This is a genomic window from Erysipelothrix enhydrae, assembly GCF_035066605.1.
In the GTDB taxonomy this organism is placed as follows: Bacteria; Bacillota_I; Bacilli_A; order Erysipelotrichales; family Erysipelotrichaceae; genus Erysipelothrix; species Erysipelothrix amsterdamensis.
The window spans coordinates 893,029-917,961 of sequence record NZ_CP125807.1 but is presented as its reverse complement, the minus strand read 5'-3'; the positions used below and the strand labels follow the sequence as shown (position 1 = coordinate 917,961).

General features: G+C 36.9%; 22 protein-coding genes. 5 read left to right on the top strand and 17 right to left on the bottom strand.

Going from position 1 to position 24,933, the window contains the following annotated elements; all coding sequences use genetic code 11:
• Positions 1–51 precede the first annotated feature (51 nt).
• A complete protein-coding gene (locus tag LLS04_RS04560; RefSeq protein WP_323610508.1) occupies positions 52–1,230 on the top strand; it encodes an MFS transporter in 1,179 nt (392 codons plus the stop codon).
• Positions 1,231–1,273: 43 nt separating this feature from the next.
• Here LLS04_RS04560 and LLS04_RS04555 read toward each other — a convergent pair whose 3' ends face one another.
• The 12 genes from LLS04_RS04555 to LLS04_RS04500 form a co-directional block, all read right to left on the bottom strand.
• Positions 1,274–2,767 carry a response regulator transcription factor gene (locus LLS04_RS04555; protein ID WP_323610507.1) on the bottom strand — a complete coding sequence of 498 codons (1,494 nt, stop codon included), beginning with the start codon at positions 2,765–2,767 and terminating at the stop codon, positions 1,274–1,276.
• Positions 2,760–4,445 (bottom strand): sensor histidine kinase, encoded by a 1,686-nt coding sequence (locus LLS04_RS04550; RefSeq protein WP_323610506.1) that lies wholly within the window; start codon positions 4,443–4,445, stop codon positions 2,760–2,762. Before LLS04_RS04550 ends, LLS04_RS04555 begins: the two co-directional genes overlap by 8 nt.
• Positions 4,446–4,470: 25 nt before the next feature.
• Positions 4,471–5,082, bottom strand: coding sequence for a YesL family protein (locus tag LLS04_RS04545; RefSeq protein WP_254007211.1), 612 nt, complete (start codon positions 5,080–5,082; stop codon positions 4,471–4,473).
• A gap of 87 nt (positions 5,083–5,169) precedes the next feature.
• A complete protein-coding gene (locus LLS04_RS04540; RefSeq protein ID WP_254007210.1) occupies positions 5,170–6,615 on the bottom strand; it encodes an ABC transporter substrate-binding protein in 1,446 nt (481 codons plus the stop codon).
• Positions 6,616–6,668: 53 nt separating this feature from the next.
• Positions 6,669–7,580 carry a carbohydrate ABC transporter permease gene (locus LLS04_RS04535; RefSeq protein ID WP_323610505.1) on the bottom strand — a complete coding sequence of 304 codons (912 nt, stop codon included), beginning with the start codon at positions 7,578–7,580 and terminating at the stop codon, positions 6,669–6,671.
• 8 nt (positions 7,581–7,588) lie between these two features.
• On the bottom strand, positions 7,589–8,527 hold the full coding sequence (locus LLS04_RS04530; protein ID WP_254007208.1) for an ABC transporter permease: 939 nt from the start codon (positions 8,525–8,527) through the stop codon (positions 7,589–7,591).
• A 354-nt stretch (positions 8,528–8,881) separates the two neighbouring features.
• The gene (locus tag LLS04_RS04525) at positions 8,882–10,108 is read right to left on the bottom strand and encodes a family 20 glycosylhydrolase (RefSeq protein WP_323610504.1); all 1,227 of its coding nucleotides are present in this window, start codon (positions 10,106–10,108) and stop codon (positions 8,882–8,884) included.
• Complete coding sequence (locus LLS04_RS04520) at positions 10,090–11,484, bottom strand: family 20 glycosylhydrolase (protein ID WP_323610503.1); 1,395 nt, start codon at positions 11,482–11,484, stop codon at positions 10,090–10,092. Before LLS04_RS04520 ends, LLS04_RS04525 begins: the two co-directional genes overlap by 19 nt.
• 134 nt (positions 11,485–11,618) lie before the next feature.
• Positions 11,619–13,184 (bottom strand): PTS transporter subunit EIIC, encoded by a 1,566-nt coding sequence (locus LLS04_RS04515; RefSeq protein WP_323610502.1) that lies wholly within the window; start codon positions 13,182–13,184, stop codon positions 11,619–11,621.
• Positions 13,185–13,361: 177 nt separating this feature from the next.
• A complete protein-coding gene (locus LLS04_RS04510) occupies positions 13,362–15,461 on the bottom strand; it encodes a family 16 glycosylhydrolase (RefSeq protein WP_323610501.1) in 2,100 nt (699 codons plus the stop codon).
• A gap of 21 nt (positions 15,462–15,482) precedes the next feature.
• Positions 15,483–16,382 (bottom strand): DUF7916 family protein, encoded by a 900-nt coding sequence (locus LLS04_RS04505; protein WP_323610500.1) that lies wholly within the window; start codon positions 16,380–16,382, stop codon positions 15,483–15,485.
• A 21-nt stretch (positions 16,383–16,403) separates the two neighbouring features.
• The gene (locus LLS04_RS04500; protein ID WP_323610499.1) at positions 16,404–17,684 is read right to left on the bottom strand and encodes a PTS sugar transporter subunit IIC; all 1,281 of its coding nucleotides are present in this window, start codon (positions 17,682–17,684) and stop codon (positions 16,404–16,406) included.
• Positions 17,685–17,907: 223 nt separating this feature from the next.
• Between LLS04_RS04500 and LLS04_RS04495 the strand changes: the two genes are divergently transcribed.
• Positions 17,908–19,086: an ROK family protein gene (locus LLS04_RS04495; protein ID WP_323610498.1), complete on the top strand. Its 1,179-nt coding sequence runs from the start codon at positions 17,908–17,910 to the stop codon at positions 19,084–19,086.
• 131 nt (positions 19,087–19,217) lie between these two features.
• On the opposite strand, the gene LLS04_RS04490 is transcribed toward LLS04_RS04495, so the two are convergent.
• From LLS04_RS04490 to LLS04_RS04480, 3 genes are read right to left on the bottom strand one after another with little or no spacing between them, the layout of a single operon-like run.
• A complete protein-coding gene (locus LLS04_RS04490; protein ID WP_323610497.1) occupies positions 19,218–19,370 on the bottom strand; it encodes a nucleoside triphosphate pyrophosphohydrolase family protein in 153 nt (50 codons plus the stop codon).
• Positions 19,371–19,392: 22 nt separating this feature from the next.
• On the bottom strand, positions 19,393–20,022 hold the full coding sequence (locus LLS04_RS04485) for a PhoU domain-containing protein (protein WP_323610496.1): 630 nt from the start codon (positions 20,020–20,022) through the stop codon (positions 19,393–19,395).
• Entirely contained in the window at positions 20,023–21,087 is a 1,065-nt protein-coding gene (locus tag LLS04_RS04480; protein WP_323610495.1) for a Na/Pi cotransporter family protein, read from the bottom strand.
• A 206-nt stretch (positions 21,088–21,293) separates the two neighbouring features.
• Here LLS04_RS04480 and LLS04_RS04475 point away from each other — a divergent pair, with 206 nt between their 5' ends.
• From LLS04_RS04475 to LLS04_RS04465, 3 genes are read left to right on the top strand one after another with little or no spacing between them, the layout of a single operon-like run.
• The gene (locus LLS04_RS04475) at positions 21,294–22,241 is read left to right on the top strand and encodes a choloylglycine hydrolase family protein (protein ID WP_323610494.1); all 948 of its coding nucleotides are present in this window, start codon (positions 21,294–21,296) and stop codon (positions 22,239–22,241) included.
• 15 nt (positions 22,242–22,256) lie between these two features.
• Complete coding sequence (locus tag LLS04_RS04470) at positions 22,257–22,544, top strand: MFS transporter (protein WP_323610493.1); 288 nt, start codon at positions 22,257–22,259, stop codon at positions 22,542–22,544.
• A gap of 14 nt (positions 22,545–22,558) precedes the next feature.
• Complete coding sequence (locus LLS04_RS04465) at positions 22,559–22,876, top strand: DUF898 family protein (RefSeq protein ID WP_323610492.1); 318 nt, start codon at positions 22,559–22,561, stop codon at positions 22,874–22,876.
• Positions 22,877–22,911: 35 nt separating this feature from the next.
• Here LLS04_RS04465 and LLS04_RS04460 read toward each other — a convergent pair whose 3' ends face one another.
• Positions 22,912–24,228, bottom strand: a complete 1,317-nt coding sequence (locus tag LLS04_RS04460; protein WP_323610490.1) for a HAMP domain-containing sensor histidine kinase — start codon at positions 24,226–24,228, stop codon at positions 22,912–22,914.
• Positions 24,221–24,916 (bottom strand): response regulator transcription factor, encoded by a 696-nt coding sequence (locus LLS04_RS04455; protein WP_323610489.1) that lies wholly within the window; start codon positions 24,914–24,916, stop codon positions 24,221–24,223. Before LLS04_RS04455 ends, LLS04_RS04460 begins: the two co-directional genes overlap by 8 nt.
• Positions 24,917–24,933: the final 17 nt, after the last annotated feature.

Genomic DNA, 24,933 nt, shown 5'->3' with positions numbered 1-24,933 from the left:
CCCGACTTAGATGTTTTTTTTCAACGTTCGAATCGATAGGAGGACTATTTTTTGAGAAAAAACATCGTAAATTCAGAACCAACATTTTTATTAATAATTATACTATTGGGATTTCCCCAACTTCATGAGGCATTATTTGCGCCATCCTTACAACATGTCATGCAAACATTTTCTGTAAGTGCAAACAGTGCCCAAAATACCATTAGCATTTATTTTCTAGTATTTGCTTGCGGTGTTCTCTTTTGGGGAACCTATTCTGATTCCCACGGACGAAGACCGGCAATGATGTATGGATTGTCCATATATTTAATCGGTGCTTCTTTAGTATTTATAGCATCTAATTTCACTTTATTTGTTATGGGTCGTGCAATTTTAGCCTTTGGAATTGCTACTACTTCAGTTACAACACAAACAATTTTACGTGAAGCATTTTCACCGAATGTGCGCAATCAATTATTTTCAAAAGTATCTGTTGGCTTAGCTTTTGTTCCAGGTTTAGGACCCATACTCGGTGGATTTATTGTGGAACGCTACACCCTATATTCTTTACTCGCACTATTAGTTGTATTAGGTCTGAGCATACTTGTTCTCGCTTACAACAAATTACCCGAAACACGTATTCAAGAAGACTTACCGAAAAACAGTGTTCTCAAAGTCTTTTTAAGGTTAGTTAGAACCCCAACAGTTTGGATCTACGGATTCTTTATTGCGGTTATGAACGCGGTAATGTCCTGTTACTATGCGGAATCACCTATAATCCTGCAAGCATTTTTCAACCGTTCGCTCACAGAAATTGGAAGTTACAGTGTGTTTTTCGCAATATCTACAATTCTGGGAGCGCTCTTAACTCAAATGCTTTTAAAACACTATAAACCCGAACGCATCATGCTCATTGGTAATATTATTTTCGGACTCGGTAGTTTAACCATGGTTTTTGCTTCACACAATCCATCTCTTGTGTTTTATATTGCAGGAATGATTGTTGTTAGATTTGGTACAGCCATTTCGCTATCCAATGCAATCAGTTTAGCTCTAAATGGCTTCGAAGATGTTTACGGAACCGCAGGTTCCCTATTCAGTCTGGGTTACTACCTATGTATTAGCCTGTTAGTTCGTATTATGGCAAAACTTCATACGGGTAGTATGCTTTTGATGCCACGATACTTTTTAGTACTAGCAAGTACACTAATCGTGCTTTCCATTTATACACTTAAGTCCAAAAAATTATAACGTTACAAAAGTAAGGCCTCAACACATTGATGTTGAGGCTTTTTTATCGTATACGATCTGGTTGTTTCAAATAACGTTCCCGATATTCCTTCGGTGAAATACCGCATTCCTTTTTAAAGTTTTTATAGAAGTATCCGGAACTTGTATAACCCACAAGTTCCGCAATCTCATTAATATTATGATTCGACTTTAAGAGGAGATTTTGGGCCTCTTTAATTCGAAAATGATTTAAGTATTGCGAGAAACTCTTGTTCGTTTCTTTCTTAAACAATTGTCCAAGGTACATCGCATTCATATGCAATGTGTCCGCAATTGAGCTGATCGTAATATCTTTTGCGTAGTCTTTCAAAACGATCTGAAGTACTTTCTGTATATTCGGATTGTGTTGCTTTAAGACCTGATCATTACGGGTTGCTTCAAGTGCATGATGCAGTACTTCCCGAATTTCCGCGATACTATCACATTTATTTAACTCATGAAGCAAGTCATGATACATCTGTGAACCAACACTTTCATGTTGACGATAAATATCTGAGAAAATTACAAAACCAATATAGCGAACATATTCTGGATCCGCTTCGTATTCAAATAACAACTTAAACATCGACCCAATCTCAGATTTAATCAGATGGATATCCCCAATTGATAAAGCATGATGGAATTTTTTAAACGAAATCTCATACATAGAATCGTTTTGTTCCATTTTGTTTTTAAGCATCATCCGTTCTGTAATGGGATGATCGCCATAAAACCGAGACACACTCACCAGTGTTTCTGCTTGTTGATAACTGTTTGGAACTTCTTCAAGTGGAACTAAAAGTTCTCCGACTGCTAGCATCTGATTTTGATGATTGATATGACTTGAAAGATCTTTTCGAAGAGCATCAAACTCTACGCGATCAGCCTCCAAAATCATTACTAGATCTTGATCATCATAAAAGGCATAATATTGATTATGATGAATGAGTCGTTGAATCCATGTTGTCTGTGCTGATTCAGGAATTTGAGTAATAATCATGCACGTATAAAGTGCATGTGCCTGCAAGGGTTTCCCCACCTGTTTTAATATCCGCCGTAAATCAACATTATCGATATCATCATTCACCCAACGTTCAAGTGTATTTTCAAAAAGTAATGTATCCGTATGAGCATGGCGCTTCTCACTATCAAGTTTAGCTACTGTCTTTCGTAAGGTTTCGTTTAACTCGTTCTTATTAATGGGTTTGAGTAAAAAGTTCTCCGCCCCAAGGCGAATTCCTTCTTTCACATACTCAAACTCTTGATATCCCGATAAAACCACAAAGTTAAAGTTGATATCTTCTTCCTGTGCGGCCTGTACAAATTCAATTCCTGACTGTTCAGGCATACTTACATCTGTCACCACAATATCTACTGGGTTATTACGCACAAATTCTAGGGCTTCTTGACCGTTGGATGCAGTCCCTATACATTGAAGTCCTAAATCATCCCAATTAATAATTTTCTGTAATCCACTTAAGATCATATACTCATCATCCACAAGTAAAACATTATACATATTTATCCCCCTCCTCATCAAAACGCATTGTGACCGTAAAACCTTTAAGATTATTGATGCTGATTGTCATACTGTAGTGGGAATCACTGAAGTATGTTTTGAGTCGTTCATGGACATTTAATAGACCCACTGAATTGTGGTCGTTGATGTTAAAGACTGACTCATCGATGAGTTTCTGAATATGGACTAAGCGCGTATGATCCATGCCTTTACCATTATCGGAAACTTCTAAAACAATTTGTCCTTTCTCACGATAGGCTGTAACCTTAATTGCATTATCAACCCGCCCAAAATCAATACCATGAACAAAATAGTTTTCGATTAGTGGTTGCATGGTGAATTTAGGCATAATGATTTGTTCTAAGCCTGGTTCTATATCAAATTTATACGCCACGCGATTTGGATAACGCATTTGATGCAAGTAAACATACTTCTCACAAAACTCGAGTTCCTTAGCCAAGGTCGTAGTTTTTTCTAACGAAATATTATTTCGAAGCAAACTGGCAAAGGTATAAACGACATCCGCCAATTCATCGACACCTTCGCTCACCGCATACATTCGAATAAATTCTAGAGTATTATAGAGGAAATGTGGATTGATTTGCGATTGAAGAGCACGTAGATTAATATCTTGTTGGCGAATCTCAAGTTGGTAAATTTCCTCTACGTATTGACTGATACTATCGAGTGTTTCATTAATACCGATTGAAATATCACGTAATTCATCTTCTTTATCTTCCGTTGGAATACGATAATCAATGGCCCCGTCTTTTACGCGACCCATGGATTGCAAGATATCATCAACTTGATGACTGTATCGACCAAAAGTTCTAAAGAGAAGCCACAATAAAAGCACATCTAAAACAATACTTCCCAAAATAACTGAAGCATATGTTTTAAATGATTTCGCGACAACATCTGCCCGATTCACCGCTACCACAACACGGTTCCCATTTTGAAGGGGTACTTCATGTTTAAGATAATGTTGATCAATCAAGGCACTGTAATCGCGTCCTGTCTCATAACTTTGACGCAGCATCACACCCAAGCCTTCGTCTTCACGATCGGTATAAGCATACTTAATTTTCCCATTATCCGTTAAGATGTAGATTGACCGCGGAACCGAATGATTGATTGAATCAATTTGTGTATTAATGCTTTGTGAATCCGCAATAAGATGAATAATCCCTACGGGATCATACGAATCATAATTCGTCAAAACCCGATGAAACATGAGCTGTTCACCTATATTGGGAACACGTTTTGGTTTATAACCCATTTTTTGTAATGTATGAGAATAATACAAATCATTTGAATTATTTAAAGTAATCATAAACCCTTCAATCCCATCATAACGATCGTAGAGTTTCTGAATATCCTTAGGAAAGAAAATAAAAGGATCTTGTGACAATTGTTGCGTATAATACGTAGGAAGATCCATATAAAAGTAATCTTTCATACTTTGTACATGATCAGCATCCGTAAACAAATCAAAAACAATTTTGCGTAAATCCTGTTCGTAACTCTCAATAATTTCCGTCATTTTTTGACTGATCGCTTTATTCTGAAGGACTGCCTCATCGTAGTCTCGTTTTGATGTGACATACCCTACCGTAATTGCGAAAATTGTAATAATGATGATTAAGATAACCGAATAGGATCGAATCAATTTTTTCATTAAACTTGTGTTTTCTGTATTAGCGCTAAAGGATTTCAATCTTTTCATCAACTTCATGAATCCAACCGTTTAAACTCCAATGCATCAGCGCAATATAGATTCCAATACTACCAAAAAGAATTAATCCCTTATATCGATATGTTAGTGCGAGTACACACATCATTAACATAAGGATACGAAAGATTTTGAAGAAATTAACAAATACAGAAATAACACTCAGTTTAATAAGGTTATAGAATTCAATCTCAAATGCGGCATTTAAAACCAAAGCGTAAATATATGCAATCGATAGGAAAATAAACATTGCAATCAAGACAAAATCTAAAACAAAAAACAATGGATGTTTAACTTGCGTGGCAAGGTACACATTATATCCAATTAAAATTTGTGGAACTAAAACGGTATACAGTAAAGCATTACCTCGTTTGAAGTGAGTTTTAAATAGTGATACAAGATTACGCCATGCATAACCACGATACTCCCAACCATGTTCATGATATAAATCCATCAAAACAAGAAAAGCTGGACCAACACCTAAAACAACACCACCCATTAAAGTTAGTACCCAGAACATTAAACTCATCTTCATAACGGTATAGACCCGCTCAAAGACATTTGTTATTGTTGTTGCAACCATAATAATAGACCCCCTGACATCATAATCATAGCAAAAATCGGGATATCAAACGATACCCCAATTTGTGCTCTTTGTTCAATTTATTTATTATTTATTAGCACGGAATGCATCGTATTGTGATTGCATTTCGTCCAAGACTTTATCCCAACCTGCTGCTTTAAGTTTTTCCACAAATTCTGGAACTTTAACTTCTGGATCAACAGTTCCTGTATTGATAACTGCTGAGTATTCTTCCATAACGTTCATTAAAGCACTGATTTCTGTTTTAACTTCATCTGTCTTAAAGTTAAAGCCTAAGATTGGTGAAACAGGTGCATTCTTTGTATCTTCTGCACGTTTCGCAATCATTTCATCCGTGATCTTAGCTTGTTGGAGTAGAAGGGCACTGTTCCCTGTATTCCATGCAGCCATGTGATTGTCTTCTTTATAACCATCAAGTAATTCTAAGTGGTTATCATCAATTTTTTTCCATGCTTCGCCTTCAATACCATAGATTAATGTATTCATCATTTGTGCATTGGTATTTAATAAGTTTAACCATTTTACTGCTTCAACTTTATGTTTTGAATTGATTGCAACAATAAAGTTACCCATTTGTGCTTGAGCTGTAGATTTTAAAGGTTTATTAAGTGGACGTGAAATAATTTCTTTACCTGCTACTTGTGATAGTAGAGAATCACCGTAGTCTGCAGGTCCTTGAGTTTCTTGTCGCATAAACCATACTGGACTTTCAAGTGCATATCCTGTTGTGGATGTTGCTGCATCTTGTGGAATTAATCCTTTTTGGTAAAGTCCGTGAATTTGTTTTAATGTTTCCATACCTTGTGATGTTTCATAAGCATTCACAATTTTTGTTGTGTCGCCATCAAGGTTGATTGCAAATGGTAACTTATCACCTAAAATATAGTCAAAGTTTCCAAGTGTTGCTTTGTAGCCACTACCGATTGCAAATGGTGCCACTTCAGGTTCATTATCTTTTACGGTTTGAAGTGCTGCTTCCGCATCAGCGTAACTGTTGATGTTTGATACATCAATGTTGTATTTGTTTAGGTAATCGGAGTTAAATGTAAGCATTTGTTGTGCAAACACGTTACCGTTGATTGGGAAACCGTATAGTTTACCATCAATTACGTTACCATCGTAGTAAATTGGATCTACAGAATCAAAGAACTCTTTTGCGTGTTCTTTCACTAAATCTGTTAAGTCTGCATAAGCACCTTTTTGTGCGTTAATAGTATAGTTATTCGCAAATGCTAAGTCAAACTCATCACCTGCTGTAACCATTACAGACATTTTTTGTTCATAGTCTCCCCAACCAATATAGTTAAATTTAACTTTAACCCCAATTTCTTCTTCAGAAATTTTATTGATTGCATCTGTTAATTCATCAAGGTTTTTGGGTGCATCCCCTACTTGATAAAGTTGTAATGTCACAACTTCTCCCTCTGGTTTATCAGTTTTCTTGCCACAACCTGTTAATACAAGTAATGCAGCCATTAAAACTGTAAACGTTTTAAAAACGCCTTTTTTCATGATGTTCCTCCTCTATAAAATATCATAATTAGGCAAAGCTGTTTATATCGCTCTTATTCCTTTACGCCCCCAATGGTTAAACCACTGACAAAGTATTTCTGGAAGAATGGATAGGATACTGCAATGGGCAATGTGGACAGAACAACCATCGCCATACGTGCAGATTCTTTCGGTAAACCGATGCCACTATTAATTCCAGATAACCCTACATTTTGTGAGATATAATCAAGATTTGATTGGATCTTCATCAATAAGTATTGGAGCGGGTATAGGTTTTCAGAGTTGATATACAAGAGTGCATTAAACCAGTCATTCCAGAAAGCAAGTGCCGCAAATAAACTAATGGTTGCGATACCTGGAACCGCAAGTGGTAATACAATTTGAATAAAGATACGGAACTCACTTGCGCCATCAATTCGGGCTGATTCAATGATTGCGTCCGGAACGGTTCGTTTGAAGAATGTTCTCATGACGATGATATTAAACGGACTTAATGCCATTGGCAGAATTAATGCCCAGACTGTATCCTTAAGTCCTAATAATTTTGTCATCACAATATAGTTGGGAATCATCCCAGCACTGAATAACATTGTGAGTAACGCAAATTTGGTAAAGAAACGACGATATTTAAAGTTAGGACGTGAAATTGCATACGCATACGTTGACGTAAATGTTGTATTAATAAGCGTCCCAACAACCGTAATAAATACCGTAACACCAAATGAATTTAAAAGTTGTCCCTTAAAGTCATATAAGAATTTGTATCCATCCAAACTCACTTCCTTTGGAAAGAGAGAGTAACCATTTACCATCAACGCTGTTTCTGTAGTAAATGAGACCACAATTACAAAGATAAATGGAAAGATACACGATAATGCGAACAACCCAATAATAACATTAAATACGCGGTCTGTATTTTTACTGAAGCTTCGTACTTCTACTTTTTCAATTTTTTTCTTCTTCATACATCCTCCTAGAATAATCCTGATTCAGGATCAACACGGCGAATGATGGCATTAGCAGAAACTAACATCACAAACCCTACAACGGATTGGTATAAACCCGCGGCGGATGACATCCCTAAATCCCCTGATGCCGATAAGCCTTTATATACATATGTATCAATAACCATCGTAACTTGGTTCAGTGGTCCTGAGTTACGGGTTACGTTATAGAATAATCCAAAGTCAGATCGAATAATATTTCCAATCGCTAATATCAACATAATACTAATTAGTGGAATGATTTGCGGAATCGTAACGTGACGAATTTGTTGCCATCGGTTGGCACCATCCACAATTGCCGCTTCATAATATGTTGGATCAATCCCCATAATCGAAGCAAAATAAATAATACTGTTATATCCGATATTCTTCCATATTCCGATGATAACGATAAATACCGGCCAATATTTCGGCTCATTATACCAGTTAACAGGTTCTTTACCCATCATGGCTAAGATACTGTTTAACGCACCTTTATCAGGACTTAAAAACGAATAGACAAAGAATCCAATAATAACCCATGATAAGAAGTATGGAAACAACATTGTTGTTTGAAATACTTTTATTTTTTTCTTTGAACGTAACATACTCATAATAACAGCCAAGACAACTGCGAGAAACGTTCCGACTATAATAAAGACTAAGTTATACAATACGGTATTGCGTGTCATGATATAAGCATTGTCGGTAGCAAATAGAAACTTAAAGTTCTGGAAACCTACCCACTTACTGTTATAAAGACTTGCGAAAAATCCATCCGGAGAAAATCTAAACTCCTTAAATGCAACTACGTTTCCAAGGACTGGAATATAGAAAAAGAAGATCATCCAAATTGCCCCAGGCAATGCCATTAAAAGAAACGGTGCATTTTTCTTAATATTGCGTAATACTTTTTTCAATTGATTCACCCCAAACATCTATTAATTCTAACGTCTTGCTGTTGTTTTACATATTAAGTGTACCGCTTTCATTTCAGAGATATAAGAGACAAAATATACTAATAAATCAACAAATTATAGTTATCTTTATCTAAAAAACCTATAAAAAAGACATCCTTTTCGCATTGATCCTATCAATACCACAACCGAGAAGGAAGCAGGTATCTCAATGCGTAAGCATGTCTTTAAAGGTCTTAAACAGGAGACACCGTTACAAGACCTTGTGTACTCGATTATCAAGAATTATAGGCTCTTGATACATAAAGTTTACGAAAATTTTAAGAAGCTCACAAGAAACGGATTATAGGTATTCACATATTAATCTTAGTTTTCATGCCAGCATTTTAAGGCAAATGCATGCAGTGGATCCTGAATTTTGAATGCTACTTCTTCTGCCGTTAATGCTTCTGGTTTATCACACCAAATCGAAAACATTGCACCCAGTGTTTTTGAACGTTGTGCTAAATTACCTTCACAGGTCTCATGACGGTTTGGAAAACGATCGGGTTCAAAGGATGTCATGATGGATGTTTTTGTTGGATATGTATACCCTGCATTTTCTCCTAAAACAAAATACAGTAAACTATCCATATAATTCACCACATTATGGCCTCGATCCACAAAGGTTTGAACCGGTGCCATCTTTGGATTCCAACTGGTCCAATAGGTAATGATGATGTCTTTGTTAAGGATTATTGTAGGTTCTTGATCGATACGATATAAACCGTCATTCCAAGCTCGAACAGTCTTACCCCTACCTTGGATGTGGGACGCAATATCATTGACATAATCTACGAATGTATCAAACCCTTTCGCATTTGGACCGAAGTGTTCCTTCGCATACGCCTCAAGTTTAGGGAACTCATTGTATTTTCCAAAATCAATAAATTCATCTGCTCCCATGTGAAAACTTGTGGATGTGTGGAATAAATCATCCATCTCATCGTAAATTTCTTTAATAAATGAACGTGCTTTTGGATTGGTAATATCAAGGCCCATCGTTGTGTTTTCCATGAGATATTCTGGATAAGCTTCTAATACAACTTGAAGATGACCGGGTGAATCAAATGATGGAATAACATCGATATAATAATCATTAGCATGCTTGATGATTCGTCTTACAGCGTCTTGACTTAGATGTTCTTGAGATACAATTTGTGGAAAACGTTTCGATTCAATACGAAAGCCTAAATGTTCTGAAAAATGCATCTGCAAGGTATTCAGCTTAAGGCGTGCCATCAATTCAATCGTGTCCATAAACCACGCTTCACTGAAAAATTTACGTCCCATATCCACATGTAAGCCACGCTCTTCTACCTTTGCCTTATTAAGTGTTGTGGAAGGATTGCCTGAAAAAACATCCAAGAGACCATAGAAATGGCCACGTTCAGTATTTGATGCAATAATGATTAAATCATCATCATAATGAATTTGATATCCATCAAACCCATAATTTTCAAGTACATGTTGGTTAAGTTGTATCTTCGTTATATCCAAATCTGTATTCGGATAAAGTGCTTGTGCTTTTTTAATTAATCTCTGTGCGTCCATGGTATTTGCTCCTTTTGGTTTAATGTTTTATAAGTCATTTTGCTTTCTTTTCGCCATGCTTTCGCGCCCATCGCACAAAGTGGCATGTGTATTTGTTTTATAATTTCATCCTCTGTTTGAAGTTCTGGCTCATCACACCAAAGCGAGTAGTAGGCACCACACACATTTTCTGAGAATTGATCCGAAGGAAAATGATTGGGTGTCCAAGTTTCAAACCACCCTTGTGGATCAATGCATTTGACCCCTACTTCAGGATGTAAGACGTAATAAAAATTCTCAGCATGGAAGTTAATCAATGTAATATCCCGTTCTTCAAACGCCTCTAAGGGTGCCATATAACGGTTATACTTCGTCCAATAACAAACTTGTATCGACGTCTTTAAGTCGATGACAGGATTTTGATTAAGACGATACAAGCCGTCATTCCATAACCGTACCGTAAATCCTTTCGCCTCCAGTCGTGATGCGATGGTATTGAGGTAATGAATATACGTATCGTAACCTGATTTCCCACCAAGATGCTCTTGGGCGTAAGTCTTAAGTTCTGGGAAAGCATCAAACTGTTCAAAGTCTATAAATTCATCACCACCAATATTAAAGTACCGTGATTTTTGAAATACTTCCGCATAGTAATCGTACAGTTCATAAATCATGTTTAACGCTTCTGGATTGGTAATATCCCATGCTTCACCATCCGATCCTGGTAGTGCAAACTCCGGATAGGATTTTAAAACATGTCTAAGGTGACCTGGGCTATCAAATGAAGGAACAATTTCGATACAGTATTCATCCGCAAGTTCCATAATTTCTTTTAATTCTTTTAAACTTAATGCATCTTGGCTTGTGATTTCAGGATACTGTTTACACTCTAAGCGAAATCCTTTATTTTCACTAAAGTGTAATTGAAGCATGTTTAAGTTATGCCAAGCTAATATATCAAGAAGTTGATGAATCCATTTAGGCGTGAAATATTTACGTCCACAATCTAAATGAAAGCCACGTTCTTCAACACTGGGTTCATCCGTAATAATCCCCTTTTGAAGATCACCATACGTACGTTCGTATTTGAGAAGCGTTTGAATTGCATAAAGTGTCCCCTCTTCATCATTGGTGTTGATCGTAATCTCATCATCAATTGTGATGGTATAACTCCCACGAGGGTTTTCATGTTTTAGAGGTAAGATACGAATGGTCGTCACATCATCTCCACCCACATTGACAAGGGTTCTATGATTTTGTTGAATGCGCTTGTAGATTGCTTTTGAAATAAGACGCTCAGTTTTAATAAAGATTTTAGATTTAAGTTGAACGACACCTTCACTCAGTTGATACTGTTTTACTTCTGGAATGATGGTGCGCTTTGAGTAAGATTCCATAAGCCCCTCCTTATATAACTAAGTAATACCATGCTTTCCACACTGCGTCATCATCAAAACAAGATGTTCAATAATATGTATCGAAATGTCTAAAATAAATACTTAGATAAAAAAACACATCGAGCTGATGTGCTTTATTTTTTATTTAGATATTGATCAATTTTGGTCTTGATATTTGTGACTTTGGGTCCATAGATAACCTGTACGGTATTTCCACTGATTAATGATCCAGCAGCACCCGTTTGACTCAATTGGTTTTTGTTGACACGGCTTGCATCGGTCACTTCAATACGAAGTCGTGTCGCACAGTTATCAACAGTTACAATATTCCCTTGACCTCCTAAGGCTTCCACAATCAATGCAGAGACATCTTCTTTATCTTTTAAATCTTTTTTAGTGTAAAGTTGTACATTCCCATTTTTCTCCCGTCCAGGGGTTTTAAGATCAAACTTTTTAATTGCGAATGTAAAGACAAAATAATAGATTAAGCCATAGATAAGCCCAACTGCGACAATAGGAATCCAATGGGTCATCTGATTTCCGGGTAAGATACCATACAAGATGAGATCAAGAAGACCTCCTGAAAAGGTAAGACCAACTCCAACAGAAAGGATATGCATCAGCATAAATGAAAATGCTGCCAGAACTACATGTACACCAAAGTAGAGGAATGGGGATGCAAACAAGAATGAAAACTCAATAGGCTCTGTAATTCCCGTCACGATTGAAGTGATGGATGCAGATACCAATAAGCCCTTAACCTTAGATTTATTTTCAGGATAAGCCGTTTTATACATTGCAAGGGCTGCAGCTGGAAATCCGAAAATCATGAAAGGGAAAAGTCCAGAGAAAAAACGAGCATAGGAAGGATCGACAGGGATTCCTGCTGCAAGTTGCGCAAACACAATATTTTGAGCACCTTCCACAACCGTCCCCGCAACCACTGTACTGCCACCAAGTGCAGTTTGCCAGAATGGAAGATAGAAAACATGATGCAGTCCTAATGGAATGAGTGCACGATATATAAAACCATAAATAAAGGTTCCAAGGTAGCCCATTTTTGAAATCGCAACACCCAGAGAAGCAATTCCAAAGGCAATGCTTGGCCAAATCCAAACAAAAAGAATACCTAATCCAATTGCGAATAAGGATGAAATAATGGGAATAAAACGAGTCCCACTAAAGAACGAAAAAGCATCACTAAATTCAATTTGATAGAATTTATTATGGAGAACTGATACCATAATCCCCACGATAATCCCACCAAAAACACCTGTATTTAACGTATTCTCAATCCCCAATACATGTGTTATCAAACCCGAAGTTTGCATTAAATGTTCGAGATTACCGAATTGTTCAATTGTTGCGGCCATGGCGACATTCATCATCAAATATGCAATAGCTGCCGCAAGTGAAGCAACCTCTTTTGACTCACGAGCCATTCCAAAAGCAACACCAATCGCAAATAAAAGTGGTAAGTTCGCAAACACAACTTCACCACATGACTTCATAATCACAAGAATTTTATACAGTACGCCTGTTTGTGCCAAAACCCCTTCGAGATGATACATTTCAATTAATGAAGGATTGGTAAAGGTTGCCCCCAACCCCAATAAAAGCCCCGCAAAGGGTAATAAAGCAATCGGTAACATAAAGGTACGACCCAATTGCTGTAGAAAATCAAAAACCTTCTTTTCCATACTTTACCTCCTCAAGTGTTTATACTTTACCGAAAAAAGTAAGGGATTTCAAGATGGTTTTGATAAAAAATGATAAATTAAGATAACACAAATAGGTGTTTGATTAATAGCGAAATATACACTTACAAAAAAAGACTGTTGATTAATCAACAGTCTTTCGGCTTCCTAAAAATTAAACTATTCGTTTTCTTTTGATTCTTTATTCAACTTCACCATCACATAACCGATACATGTAAGTGATAACGCAACCACAATTGCGAAACTTGATGTATATTGACCCGTATTCGGTAGAGTCGTTTCTGTCGATGTAACGTCCTTGTCTTTTTTCTCACCAAGAACTTCCGCGGGCTTGTTCTCTTCTTTAGGTACTTCTGGAATTTCTCGAAGTGATACATGCACAGAATGTTCGTCATTATTGACACCATAGAGAACGGTAAACATTCCAGCTTCCTTCACAACAAGTTCTGGATTCTTCCATGTCCATCCTTGTGGTAAAGTAAGTGTCGATAGCATATTACCTTCTGTTATTTCAAGTTCAAACGATTGAGGAAAGGCTTGCTTTGAAACAACAAGTGTTGTTGCTTGACGTGCAACCGGTGTTTTAATATCCTGTGTTAAATCAACACCCTTTGGCGTTGCACTATAGTGAAGATTATACGTTCCTACTGGAAGATTTGAAATTAGATCCATCTCATCCAAACCCTTTACAAGAAGTTCCACATTTGAATTACCACCACGTGGATTAAACATCGGTGTATCTTCTATTGAGAAATCTAAATCATAACCTTCAATTGTATTAATCCCTTCAAGTGGATTGATTGTTCCACCTTGCATGATTGTTAGAGGTTTAACCCCTACTAATTTTGGTGCATTGTCATAATAAGCCTGAGCAGCTTTCGCTTGCGCAGCAGTTTGTTGATACGATACTGAATCAATCACAAATTCAGTACCTGCAAGATTTTCCCCAACAGGTCCAGGCCATGCACCACCCATCGCTAAGTTAAGTTGAATGTATTGAGGTTTATTAAAAATATCTTTAGCCATTGGATCTTGTCCATACGGTACAGTACGAACTTTTTGATCATCTACATACCATTCAAGGGCATCTTCGGTCCAATTTAGTGCAAAAGTATGAAACTCATCATTAAAGTTTCCTTGAGGAATCGTATGCGCAGTTCCGTTTCCTGAAAAACGTCCTACATTATCCTCAGCAGGGCCATAATGAACCGTTTGATAAACAGTACGGTTACCATGTGAACCATCACGATCTTCACCAATTAATTCCATAATATCGATTTCACCAGTACTTGGCCATCCACGTCCTTGTTCTGACTTAATCTTACCATCAAGCGTAAAGTCAGCACCTAGAGTCCAAAATGCTGGGAAAGCGCCTCTTCCTTTCGGAAGCTTTGCACGAATTTCCAATTTACCGTATAAAAATTCACGTTGACCATGTGTACGAATACTTCCCGAGTTGTAAATTACATTACGGGAAGCATCTCGTGGATGTAAATATTGATCCGCAACATCACGATCTGTTGCTCGTAATACAAGTTTACCATCACGTAAGAATACATTTTCTGGATTGTTTACATAATGTTGTTGTTCAATACCACGAATCGAACCCAGTTCATAACCCCAATCTTCCATATTTAGGGATTCTTGATCAAAATCATCACGCCATACTTCTGTAAAGACGTCATCATCTTTCTCTTCTGAAACATTTGATTCTTTCGTTACCACAACGTTATCAATATAAGCATTGGATTGCTTTGTTTCTTCTTTTTCAGACCACTTAACAAGTTGAATTAACGCACCTTGTTGGGTGCCTGAATTAAAGGTATAACTTACTTTTTGCCAATCGGTGGATGATACAAGTTGATCAACGGTTTGACCGTTTTCTCCCTTAATAACATCACCTTGTTGTCCATTCCAAAAGCGTGCTGTAAAGATGGCATCCGCCCCTTTAACATCTACTTTCGCATAAGCACTTACGTGATACGTTGTATTCGGTTCAAGTCGAATAACTTGACCAATAAACCCGTTTGCAAAGTTACCTGAGATTGCTGTATTCGGTACAACACCAGCATACTTTCCATCGTAAGATACCTTATCCTGAACCTCACCCTTATTACGTTGAGTCCATAAGGACCCACCTTGTTCAAAATCACCATCTTGAATTACATTCTTAGCATCACCCTCAAAAGCTGAGATTGACGTCATTGATAAAGCTAAAACCATAAATACTGTAACGATATTTTTTAAACCTTTACGCATTTCATGCTCCTTTATAAATGTTTAGCGATTTACAGAGCGGGCACATGATGACAGTGTGTGTCGAATACCACGGATTGCTTGACCGATTGCGAAAATATTTTCAACCGGAGCTAATCCTGCATATCCAGCGTCACCAATATGATGAATATCCACGCCGCAAATCTTATTTTGAATTGACATCTGTGCAATTATTTCAGGTGTTGAACCTTCTTGGCTCGTACCAATTGCACTCATAACCAACGTATCACGGGCATGTGCAAATTGCACAATTTCCTTAAGTTCGTTCGCATCAAATCCGGGAACCGTTCCAACTGCTGGTACTAAAATAACATCCGCACCTGCGTCAATAAACGCTTCTACTGTTTTTAAATCAATAATTGGACCAACAACACCGGCTCCATGCATTTTACCTGCAATAATAAGACCAGAGAACTTCTCTTTTGCGATTTTAATTGTAGAGATAATCGCTTCGTTTGTTACACCTGTACCAGGATTTCCCGTAAAACAAACAAAATCAAAGTTACGACGTTCAATCTCTTCAATTGTCTCTACAGTTGCCTGTCTTCCTAAAGCAATCTCAAAGCGTGATTCCGTCATCTCTGCATTTTGATCAATAGGTTCTAAATTAACACCAATGGGAGCTCCAACTAAACGATGAAGCTCATCCACAAAATTCTTTTCAATACATTCAATTGCAAATAAATCCGGATTAAATACATCGACGCCATTTAGTAATATCAAGTCTGCACCACATGCACGTGCAATCTCAGAGTTACTAATATCACCCACAAAGCTTTCGCGAGCAGCGAAGTTTTCCGATAAAACTACGCGTCCCTCACTCGCTTTTATACTTTGTTTAAGTTCTTCAGCTGTCATGTTTAAAATATCACTCGTATTTGCACTAATTAATCGTTTCATCATTTCACACTTTCTATATATAAATTACTGTTCTGCTGTTTCTTCTGCCTTAAATCCTTTTTCAACCATTGCGAAGAATGGTAAGTATAAGAGAATATCAAGGGCAATTAAGATAACTTGTAAGATTGATCCTCGGATACTACCTGTTGTTAAGAATCCACTAATTACTGGTGGCATTGTCCAAGTTGCTACACTACGTGTTAATGGAACTAATCCTGATGCCATTGCGAAATAAGTAATTAAAGCATTAAGCATTGGAGCTAAGATAAATGGAACAATTAATAATAAGTTAAGTACTACTGGAAGTCCAAACATTGTAGGCTCATTAATATTAAAGAGTCCAGGAACAACTGTAATTGGAGCAAGCGCTTTTGTACGCAAACTTGTGTTTTTCTTACGTGCATAGAATGCAATTGCGAGTACAAGACCGATTGTGGCTCCACCACCACCGATATATACAAAGTTATCCATAAATGGTTCTGTAATAATGTGTTTTAATGCATCACCAGCTTGATAAGCAAGACGGTTTGCATCTAAGTTTGCAATCCAAATTGGTTTCATAATTGAGTTAACAACATGACCCCCATGAATTCCTAAGAACCAGAAAATACTGTTAAATGCAACAACAATCATTGTACCGAAAATGTTATTTCCAAGTAATCCGAAAGGTTTTCCTAAAACAACTGCTGCAATATCATGCAAGTTTGGTAAACCAAATTTATCAAGTAAACCAAAGATTGTTAACCACATTGTAATGATTACTGCACCTGGAATAATTGCACTAAAGCTTTTTGCTACAGCAGGTGGCACGGTATCCGGCATTTTAATTTCAATCTTATTATTAATAAACCATTGATAGATTAGACCACTAATATTTCCTAAGATGATCGCTACAAAGAGTCCACGAGCACCAACAAGTCCAACTGTAATACCAGCACCTGCTTCCCCCTTAACAAACGGAGTTACAACGATAAATGCTGATAAGGCAATAATACCTGCTGAAATCCCATCTGTTTTGTGCTGATCTGCAATACTGTAAGCAATCCCAAATGCTGAGATTAATCCAACTAATCCAAAACTACTGTCTACACCCTTCCAAAGGTAGCCCGCAACACCAATATCTCCCAACCATGCTTCCCAACCTGGTACTGGAAAACTTGCTATAACCATAAAAATAGAACCGATAATGATTAATGGCATTGAAAGTGTAATACCATCACGAATTGCAATTAAAAATTTATTACTTGAAAGCTTCGCTGCTACAGGCAAAACTTTTTCTTCTAAAAAATCTCCTACTTTATTCATAATATCCTCCTCTTTTGGTTATAATATAGAACAATTAGAATGAAAATGTGCGCAATATATCAGTAATTAATTATTTTATATTACCAACTACCTACACTATAGAACACTTCATAAAAAATGTAAAGCCTTACATTTGATAATTGTGTTGGTTTTGTTAAATTTCACCCATTAATGATTACAAATAATAATTAATAGGTTACAATGTTCTTAATGGAGGTGAAATATGCAACTCAGTAAAGCAAAAACAAAGCAAACAGCTTTAATTCTTGACTTATTATACTCAAAAGGCCCGCTTTCACGCATCGATATTTCAAAGACGCTTCACATTACCCCAGCAACCGTAAGTGATCTAACACAGCACTTAATCAACGACAAAATAATTTGCGAAATCGGAGAAGATACCGACAATACACGAGTAGGTAGACGTAAAATACTCTTAGGACTTCTCCCCAATCATTCTTATTATCTCGGTGTTGAGTTGTTTGAGCACTCCTTTACATTGGCTTTATCCGATAATCTTAACCACATTCTCTTTGAAGAGGCATTTACGCTCTCTAAATCCGATCATGTGCGTCATGACTTATTAGTGAAAGCAATGAAAGATTTTATGAATAAACATAGCGATACCCCCGTTACAAGTATTGGTATTGCAATCCCCGGACACTATGATGGATCATCAGCCCATATTCTGACCAATAACCACTCATGGTCTAGCTTCTCTCTCGATTATTTAAAGCGACATCTCGATTTGCCAGTCTATTTTGAGAATAATGTTAACGCAATGGCAATACGCGAGCGTTTATTTGGGCATGACAAAACAGATGCGAATTTTTTATTCCTTCATTTTAGACGTGGAATCTTTTGTTCATATGTTTATCAAGGCGATCTCTATGCACGTAGTAATTACTTTGTTGGAGAAATCGGACACTTGGTTGTTAATCCATTCGGAGAACAATGTGAGTGTGGCAAGGTTGGGTGTCTGCAAACCTATGCAAGTCAAACCTGGTTACTTCATAAAGCAAGTCTACTATTCAATAGTTCCGCAAACACATATCTCAAACAGCTGGTAAACGAAGAACATGAGTTATCGATGGATATTTTACTACAAGCCTATCATCTTGGTGATTCTGCAGTGATTCAATTATTAGAAAATGCGATTAATTTTCTAGCGATTGCCCTCAATAACATCATTGTTACCCTTGATACAGATATCATTTATTTACACGGTCAATTGTTTGATGATGAACAATTGTCTACATTGTTACTCAATAAAATCCGAGAACATGATTCCGAATTCATATCAAGACAAACAATTCAGAAAAAAATCAAACCGTATTCAAAAGCAAATGGAGCACGTGCAGCTTGTGCACTGGCTATTAGTGAAACATTACTTTGTCAATAAAAAGAGCCAACCTCAAGAAGCTGACTCTTTTTTTGTGCACAAAAATGTATTTCACATTCTATTTTGGGATATTGTTTGATGATTCCGCTCGTGATTTGATTTCTCTTTGCGCTGAAACAAACGCTTCTAAATCAGTCTGATGATTTACGGCCTGCCTTTTTATTGAGAACTTCAGCCACTTCCCCCATTTCCTCTACCAGTTTCATAAACAGACTTTGATCAACACCATCATTTTGGTAATGATTCTTTAAGTATTCTTGTAGTTCCGTTATCGTAATTTCCATTGCCTACTCATTATCATTCTGCTTAATTTATTGAATCCATTCGTATATCATTATCAACCGCTCTCTCAGGATTACGATCTTTTACCTTCTCCACAATATTTATACAGTGATCCCCTAAACGTTCTAAAGACGCAAGGATGTCAACATATAAACTGCTGGCAATTGGATCATCACAAATACCATCTGAAATACGATGGAAATGACGTTCACGGTATTTCTCATCGATTAAATCGAGGTAATCCTCATCCTGTACAAGCTTCTCATAACCCTGTAAAGAATCTGATTTAAGCATTTTGAAGCTTCTTTGAATCATATCCAACACCAACTTGTACATAGTTTCAAGATCGTACAATGCTTCTTCGGAAAACGATCCTCTATTTTCAAATATTCGTTCATAAAACTCCGCAATATTTGTGGTTATATCGCCCATTCTTTCAATGTTTTTAACGATATCAACACTGGTTGAGTATTGTTCCGCCATGCGACCATCCAGTTGTGTATCCTTCGCAATCGCAAGAAGGTATCGTGTTAAATTGTAATCCAATTCGTTAACCATCTCTTCCAACTGACCAATAACATCAAAGTCTTCCTCATCACGAGTTGTAAGATAGTCATGTGTTGTTTCAAATGACTCTACAACTAAATCAGCCATCTATAGTGTTTGTTTCTGCGCTAATTGAAAAGCACCATCGGGGAATGTCTTGATTAGCTCATAATCCAGTGCTTCAATTTTTTCGCGTTCCTTAATTCGATCTTCTCCAGGTATTAGTATTTTAAGAAGTCGAATACAGGCTGGAATAAATGGAATGATACCTACAACCCAAATTAAATTAAAGACGAAGTGGTTAATCCCAACAGCCATTTCGGGTGAACCACCCATTTTCCCATTAATATATAAAATAAAGTTTGAATATGGATAGATAAATAACATAGTAATTAGAGCACCAATCACATTATAAAGTGCATGGAACCAACCAGCGCGTTTTGTGGATACAGATCCTCCAACTGAAGCAAGGATTGCGGTTAGAGTTGTTCCTACATTTGATCCATATACAAATGCAGAGGCTGCAACCATCGACATCCCTCCACCTGCATATATTTTTTGGACAAGCGCAATCACAGCCATTGATGAATTAATCACTGCTGTTCCAATGGTCCCAGCCAAAAGGGCTAGCCACGGATTATCTGACATTTTAACTAAATATGCTTCAAACTGAGGAACATCTTGCAAGATAATTAACTGATCACTCATTAATTCAAGCCCTACAAATGTTATTCCGAGCCCAAAGAATATCTGACCCACACTTTTGTATCGTTTCTTTGTGAGAAGAATTAGAGCACCAATAAAGACAAAGTAATAACCCATCGCCTCAATATTCAGCCCGATCATTAAAGCTGTAACCGTCGTCCCTAAATTCGCCCCCACAGAGATTCCAATCGCCGCTTCAAGACTCATCAAACCTGCACGAACAAGACTAATAGAAATTACAGTAGCGGCTGTACTCGATTGCATCAGCGCAGTGATTACTGTCCCAACTAGAATTGCGGAGAGCAAATTACCCGTATAACGTTCGATATAATCTCTGATTTTGGATCCTGCCGCATCTTTGAAGCCATCCCCAAGCAACTTAATGCCCAACAAGAACATACCAAAACCACCAAGTATTACATTAAATGCGATATCTGAAAACTGTGCAACTTCTCCAATTAATATCATCCTGCACCTCCTGCCATTGGTTTCTTTAACTCATCGTATCACTCAGAGCCAAATCTAGTGTGATATTTTGTTAATAAATGAGGGTGAGAATGAAAATTTAATTGTGATGAAACCATGATATTCTTGCGAAATCACCTCGGTTTTATGTATTATATAAAGATTTCCCCTATAATATTCATGCAAGCTAAATCTTGGGAGGTTTTTATATGTGCACAAATATCACGTTAAAAAGTACTCAGAATCATTTTTTAATGGCTCGAACGATGGATTTTTCATTTGAACTTGATCCTGAAATGGTTTTAATTCCACGCAATGCTCCACTTCATTTTACTTATCTAGACCATGAAGTTTCAAGTCATTTTGCTTATTTAGGGCTCGCAAAAAATATTGGTGCCTACGCCTTAGCGGATGGGATTAATGAACACGGGCTTGCGGCAGCGGCCTTATATTTTGAAGGTTACGCGAGCTATGGTCGAGAAGACATACCTAATCAATCACTAGCACCGCATGAAGTGGTCATGTGGGCTCTTGCACATTGCAAGACAATTAAAGATGTACGCCTTATGTTTGAGAAACATCCAATTACACATCATGTTATTGAGTTCTTAGGAATAGTTCCTCCGCTTCATTGGGTATTCCAGGATGCAGATGGTGCATCCATTATTGTGGAACCCACTGAAGACGGAATTCAAATTCATAATAATCAAATTGGGGTGCTTACAAATAGTCCCGACTATACTTGGCATTTGACTAATATTCGAAATTATATTGGTCTTGATCCAGGTCAAGTTGAACCAAGAACACTCTACGGAAAAGAGTTTAAACCGTTTGGACAGGGAAGTGGAACCTTTGGGATTCCAGGAGACCTAACACCTCCTTCACGTTTTATAAAAGCACTTTACTCAAAACTGAGTGCACAAAAACCAAATACGGATAAAGAACTTATTATAGCCGCAAATCACATTCTTAACGGCGTTGATATTGCTAAAGGAAGTGTCGTAACACAAAGAAGAACCATCGACTATACTCAATATATGTCGTTTATGGTTAATTCAACGCAGACCTATGCTTATAGAACCTATGATAGCTATAACACTCATAGCCACTGCATCCATGATTTCGATCTCGATCAGTCTGAGTTGATTAAAATATAACAGGGGGAATAGAAGATGAGTACATTTTTTAAATTGAACTGGTTAGTTTTTGTAGTGACCTTCGCAATTTTATTTGCAGGGTATTTTGCTGAAAAGAAAAAACATATCATCAGCCACCAATTCGGTATTGCTATGAAAAGTTTTTATGGATTAATCGCTTTATTAGGTATTATTATCGCAATTATTAATTATGTCGCGATTGTCATCTTTGGTTCATGGCAAACCATGATCTTCGCTACTATTATAACGGTCGCACTTGGATCAATCATGTTTTACTTTTTAAAACATCGAAATAAAAAATAGAAAAGAGGATTTATATGAAATCATCATATTTTGACGGATCAATTTGGTCCTATATTGGATTACAATTAGTTAATATTATCATCGCAATTGTTACTTTAGGTTTAGGGACACCTTGGATTCTCGTTCGAACCTACCGTTGGGAGTCGGAACATACAGTTATCAATGGACAGCGTTTTCGCTTCAACGGTGATTCTTTGGGTTTATTCGGTCATTGGGTCATCTGGTGGATTTTGACTCTCATTACATTCGGATTATATGGAATTATTGTACGTGTAAAACTTATCTCGTGGCGTGTTGAGAATACTGAAATGCTTGGCAACTACGATTATTAATCAATAAAAAAACAGCGAGATATTTCCGCTGTTTTTTATTGACTGGTTGGCAACTCAACGCGCGTCTTAAAGATATTTTTATCTCGTGAAGTTGAAAAGTGTCCTTTATGAGTATCAACAATTTTACGACACGATAGTAATCCAAAACCAGATGCTTCTTCTGTAACTTGGTCAACTCTTATTGCATTTACAATCTCAAGGGTACACCATGAATTTTCAATTGTAACTTCAATTTGTATCGTTGACTTCGGTTCCGCATACTTTAATACATTTGAAATAATATTTTCGAAAAGACGATCCATGTAGTATAGATTTAGACTTACATAATGGTTTTCTTCATTAACAGTCTGATGAATCACTACCTCAAATTCTTTTAGATTTAAATCCGATTTGATACGATCAGCCGCACCTTCCATAAAATCTTGAACATATACGCGTTCAAGGGGTAACTCACTATCTTCATTTAAAGAGAGCGTCGAGAAAAGTGAGAATAACTCATCGGAAATTGTCTTCATTTGGAGTGCTTTTTGTTCACAACGGTTCGCAAGATCCTCGATATCTTCTGATTGAGCCTCAAGCTTTATAAGGGTAATATACCCAATTAAAGAAGTCAGTGGCGTTCTTAAGTCGTGAGCCAAACTTGTTACGAGCTCTTTGAGTGCATTTTCAGAAATAACAAGTTCTTGATTTTTTTGAGATAATTCTGTAATAAGCGCATTAATCTCAAAACTTAATCGTCCCAGCTCATCATTCCCTTTATCACTTATATAACTATTTGGTGTTCCTGCTCCAATAATTTCAATTTCATTAGTAAGTTGCTTAACTCTTTTGGTAATATTTCGAATACCATAATAGAAAATAAGTAAAAAGGTCATTGATGAAAGGACTAAACCAAGATAGGTTGCGTAATTTTCTACTTCTGCTCGCACAGAATACAACATATCTATATAGAAGTACTTACCACCGATATAAAGCATCGTCGATTCGAGTGACGTATTCCCGGCGATCTCCAGTTCTTTACTTACAAAAAGATCATCGTTTGTATACACAATGTTATTGTTATCCACATCCACGATATAGATAATCATATACTTATGATTTTCTAACCAGGGACTCAAATCTTCAATATTCATTGGTGTAATATCGTTATCAATGATGTAGTGTTGTAGATCCTGTTTATCACGCAGCATTCTTGAATGAATCCGTTCCTCACCTTTCACATACGTAGCAATTGGATCAATGGATAACGTTATCGTGATTACAAACACAAGTAGCGATGCCAAAATTGACCCAACTGTTATGAGGAATATTTTAAGACCCAATGTGAGTGACTGCTTGCGATGCTTAATCAATTTTATAACCTCTACCCCAAATATTCTTTATTATCTTCGGATTTTCTGGACAAATTTCAATTTTTTTCCTTAAATTACGGATATGCACCATGACTGTATTTGCGGATGAGTATAAGTACTCATCTTGCCAAACGTTCTCATAGATACTTTGGATTGAAAAAATTTTCCCGCGATTTGTAGCTAATAATTTAAGAATGCGAAATTCGCGCTCCGTTAAATCTAGAGGCAACCCATCTTTAAACGTAATGCCTTTTTCAAGATCAATTGTAATTGAATCAATCGTATTAACTTTATTCTGTTCTAAAACATTCTCAGTTGCTCGATCATATTGAATATAGCGTCTTAAGAGTGATTTAACACGAAGGCTCAGCTCAGAAAAAGAAAATGGTTTGCTTAGATAGTCATCCCCTCCAACAGAAAACCCGACAAATTTATCCTGTTCTGTTGCTTTAGCAGAAACAAATAATATAGGAACGTTATATCGTTTTCGAATCGCCTCACTAACCTCAAATCCAGTTACTTCAGGCATCATCACGTCCAAAATTACGAGCTTAATGCTTTCATCGAGATAACGCATTGCGTCATTTCCATCCGAAGCTACTACAACCTCATATCCATCGATTTCTAAATAACGTTTCATTAAATCTCTGATTTCCTGATCATCATCAACGATAAGTATCTTTTTCATAAGCACCTCCTTTACTC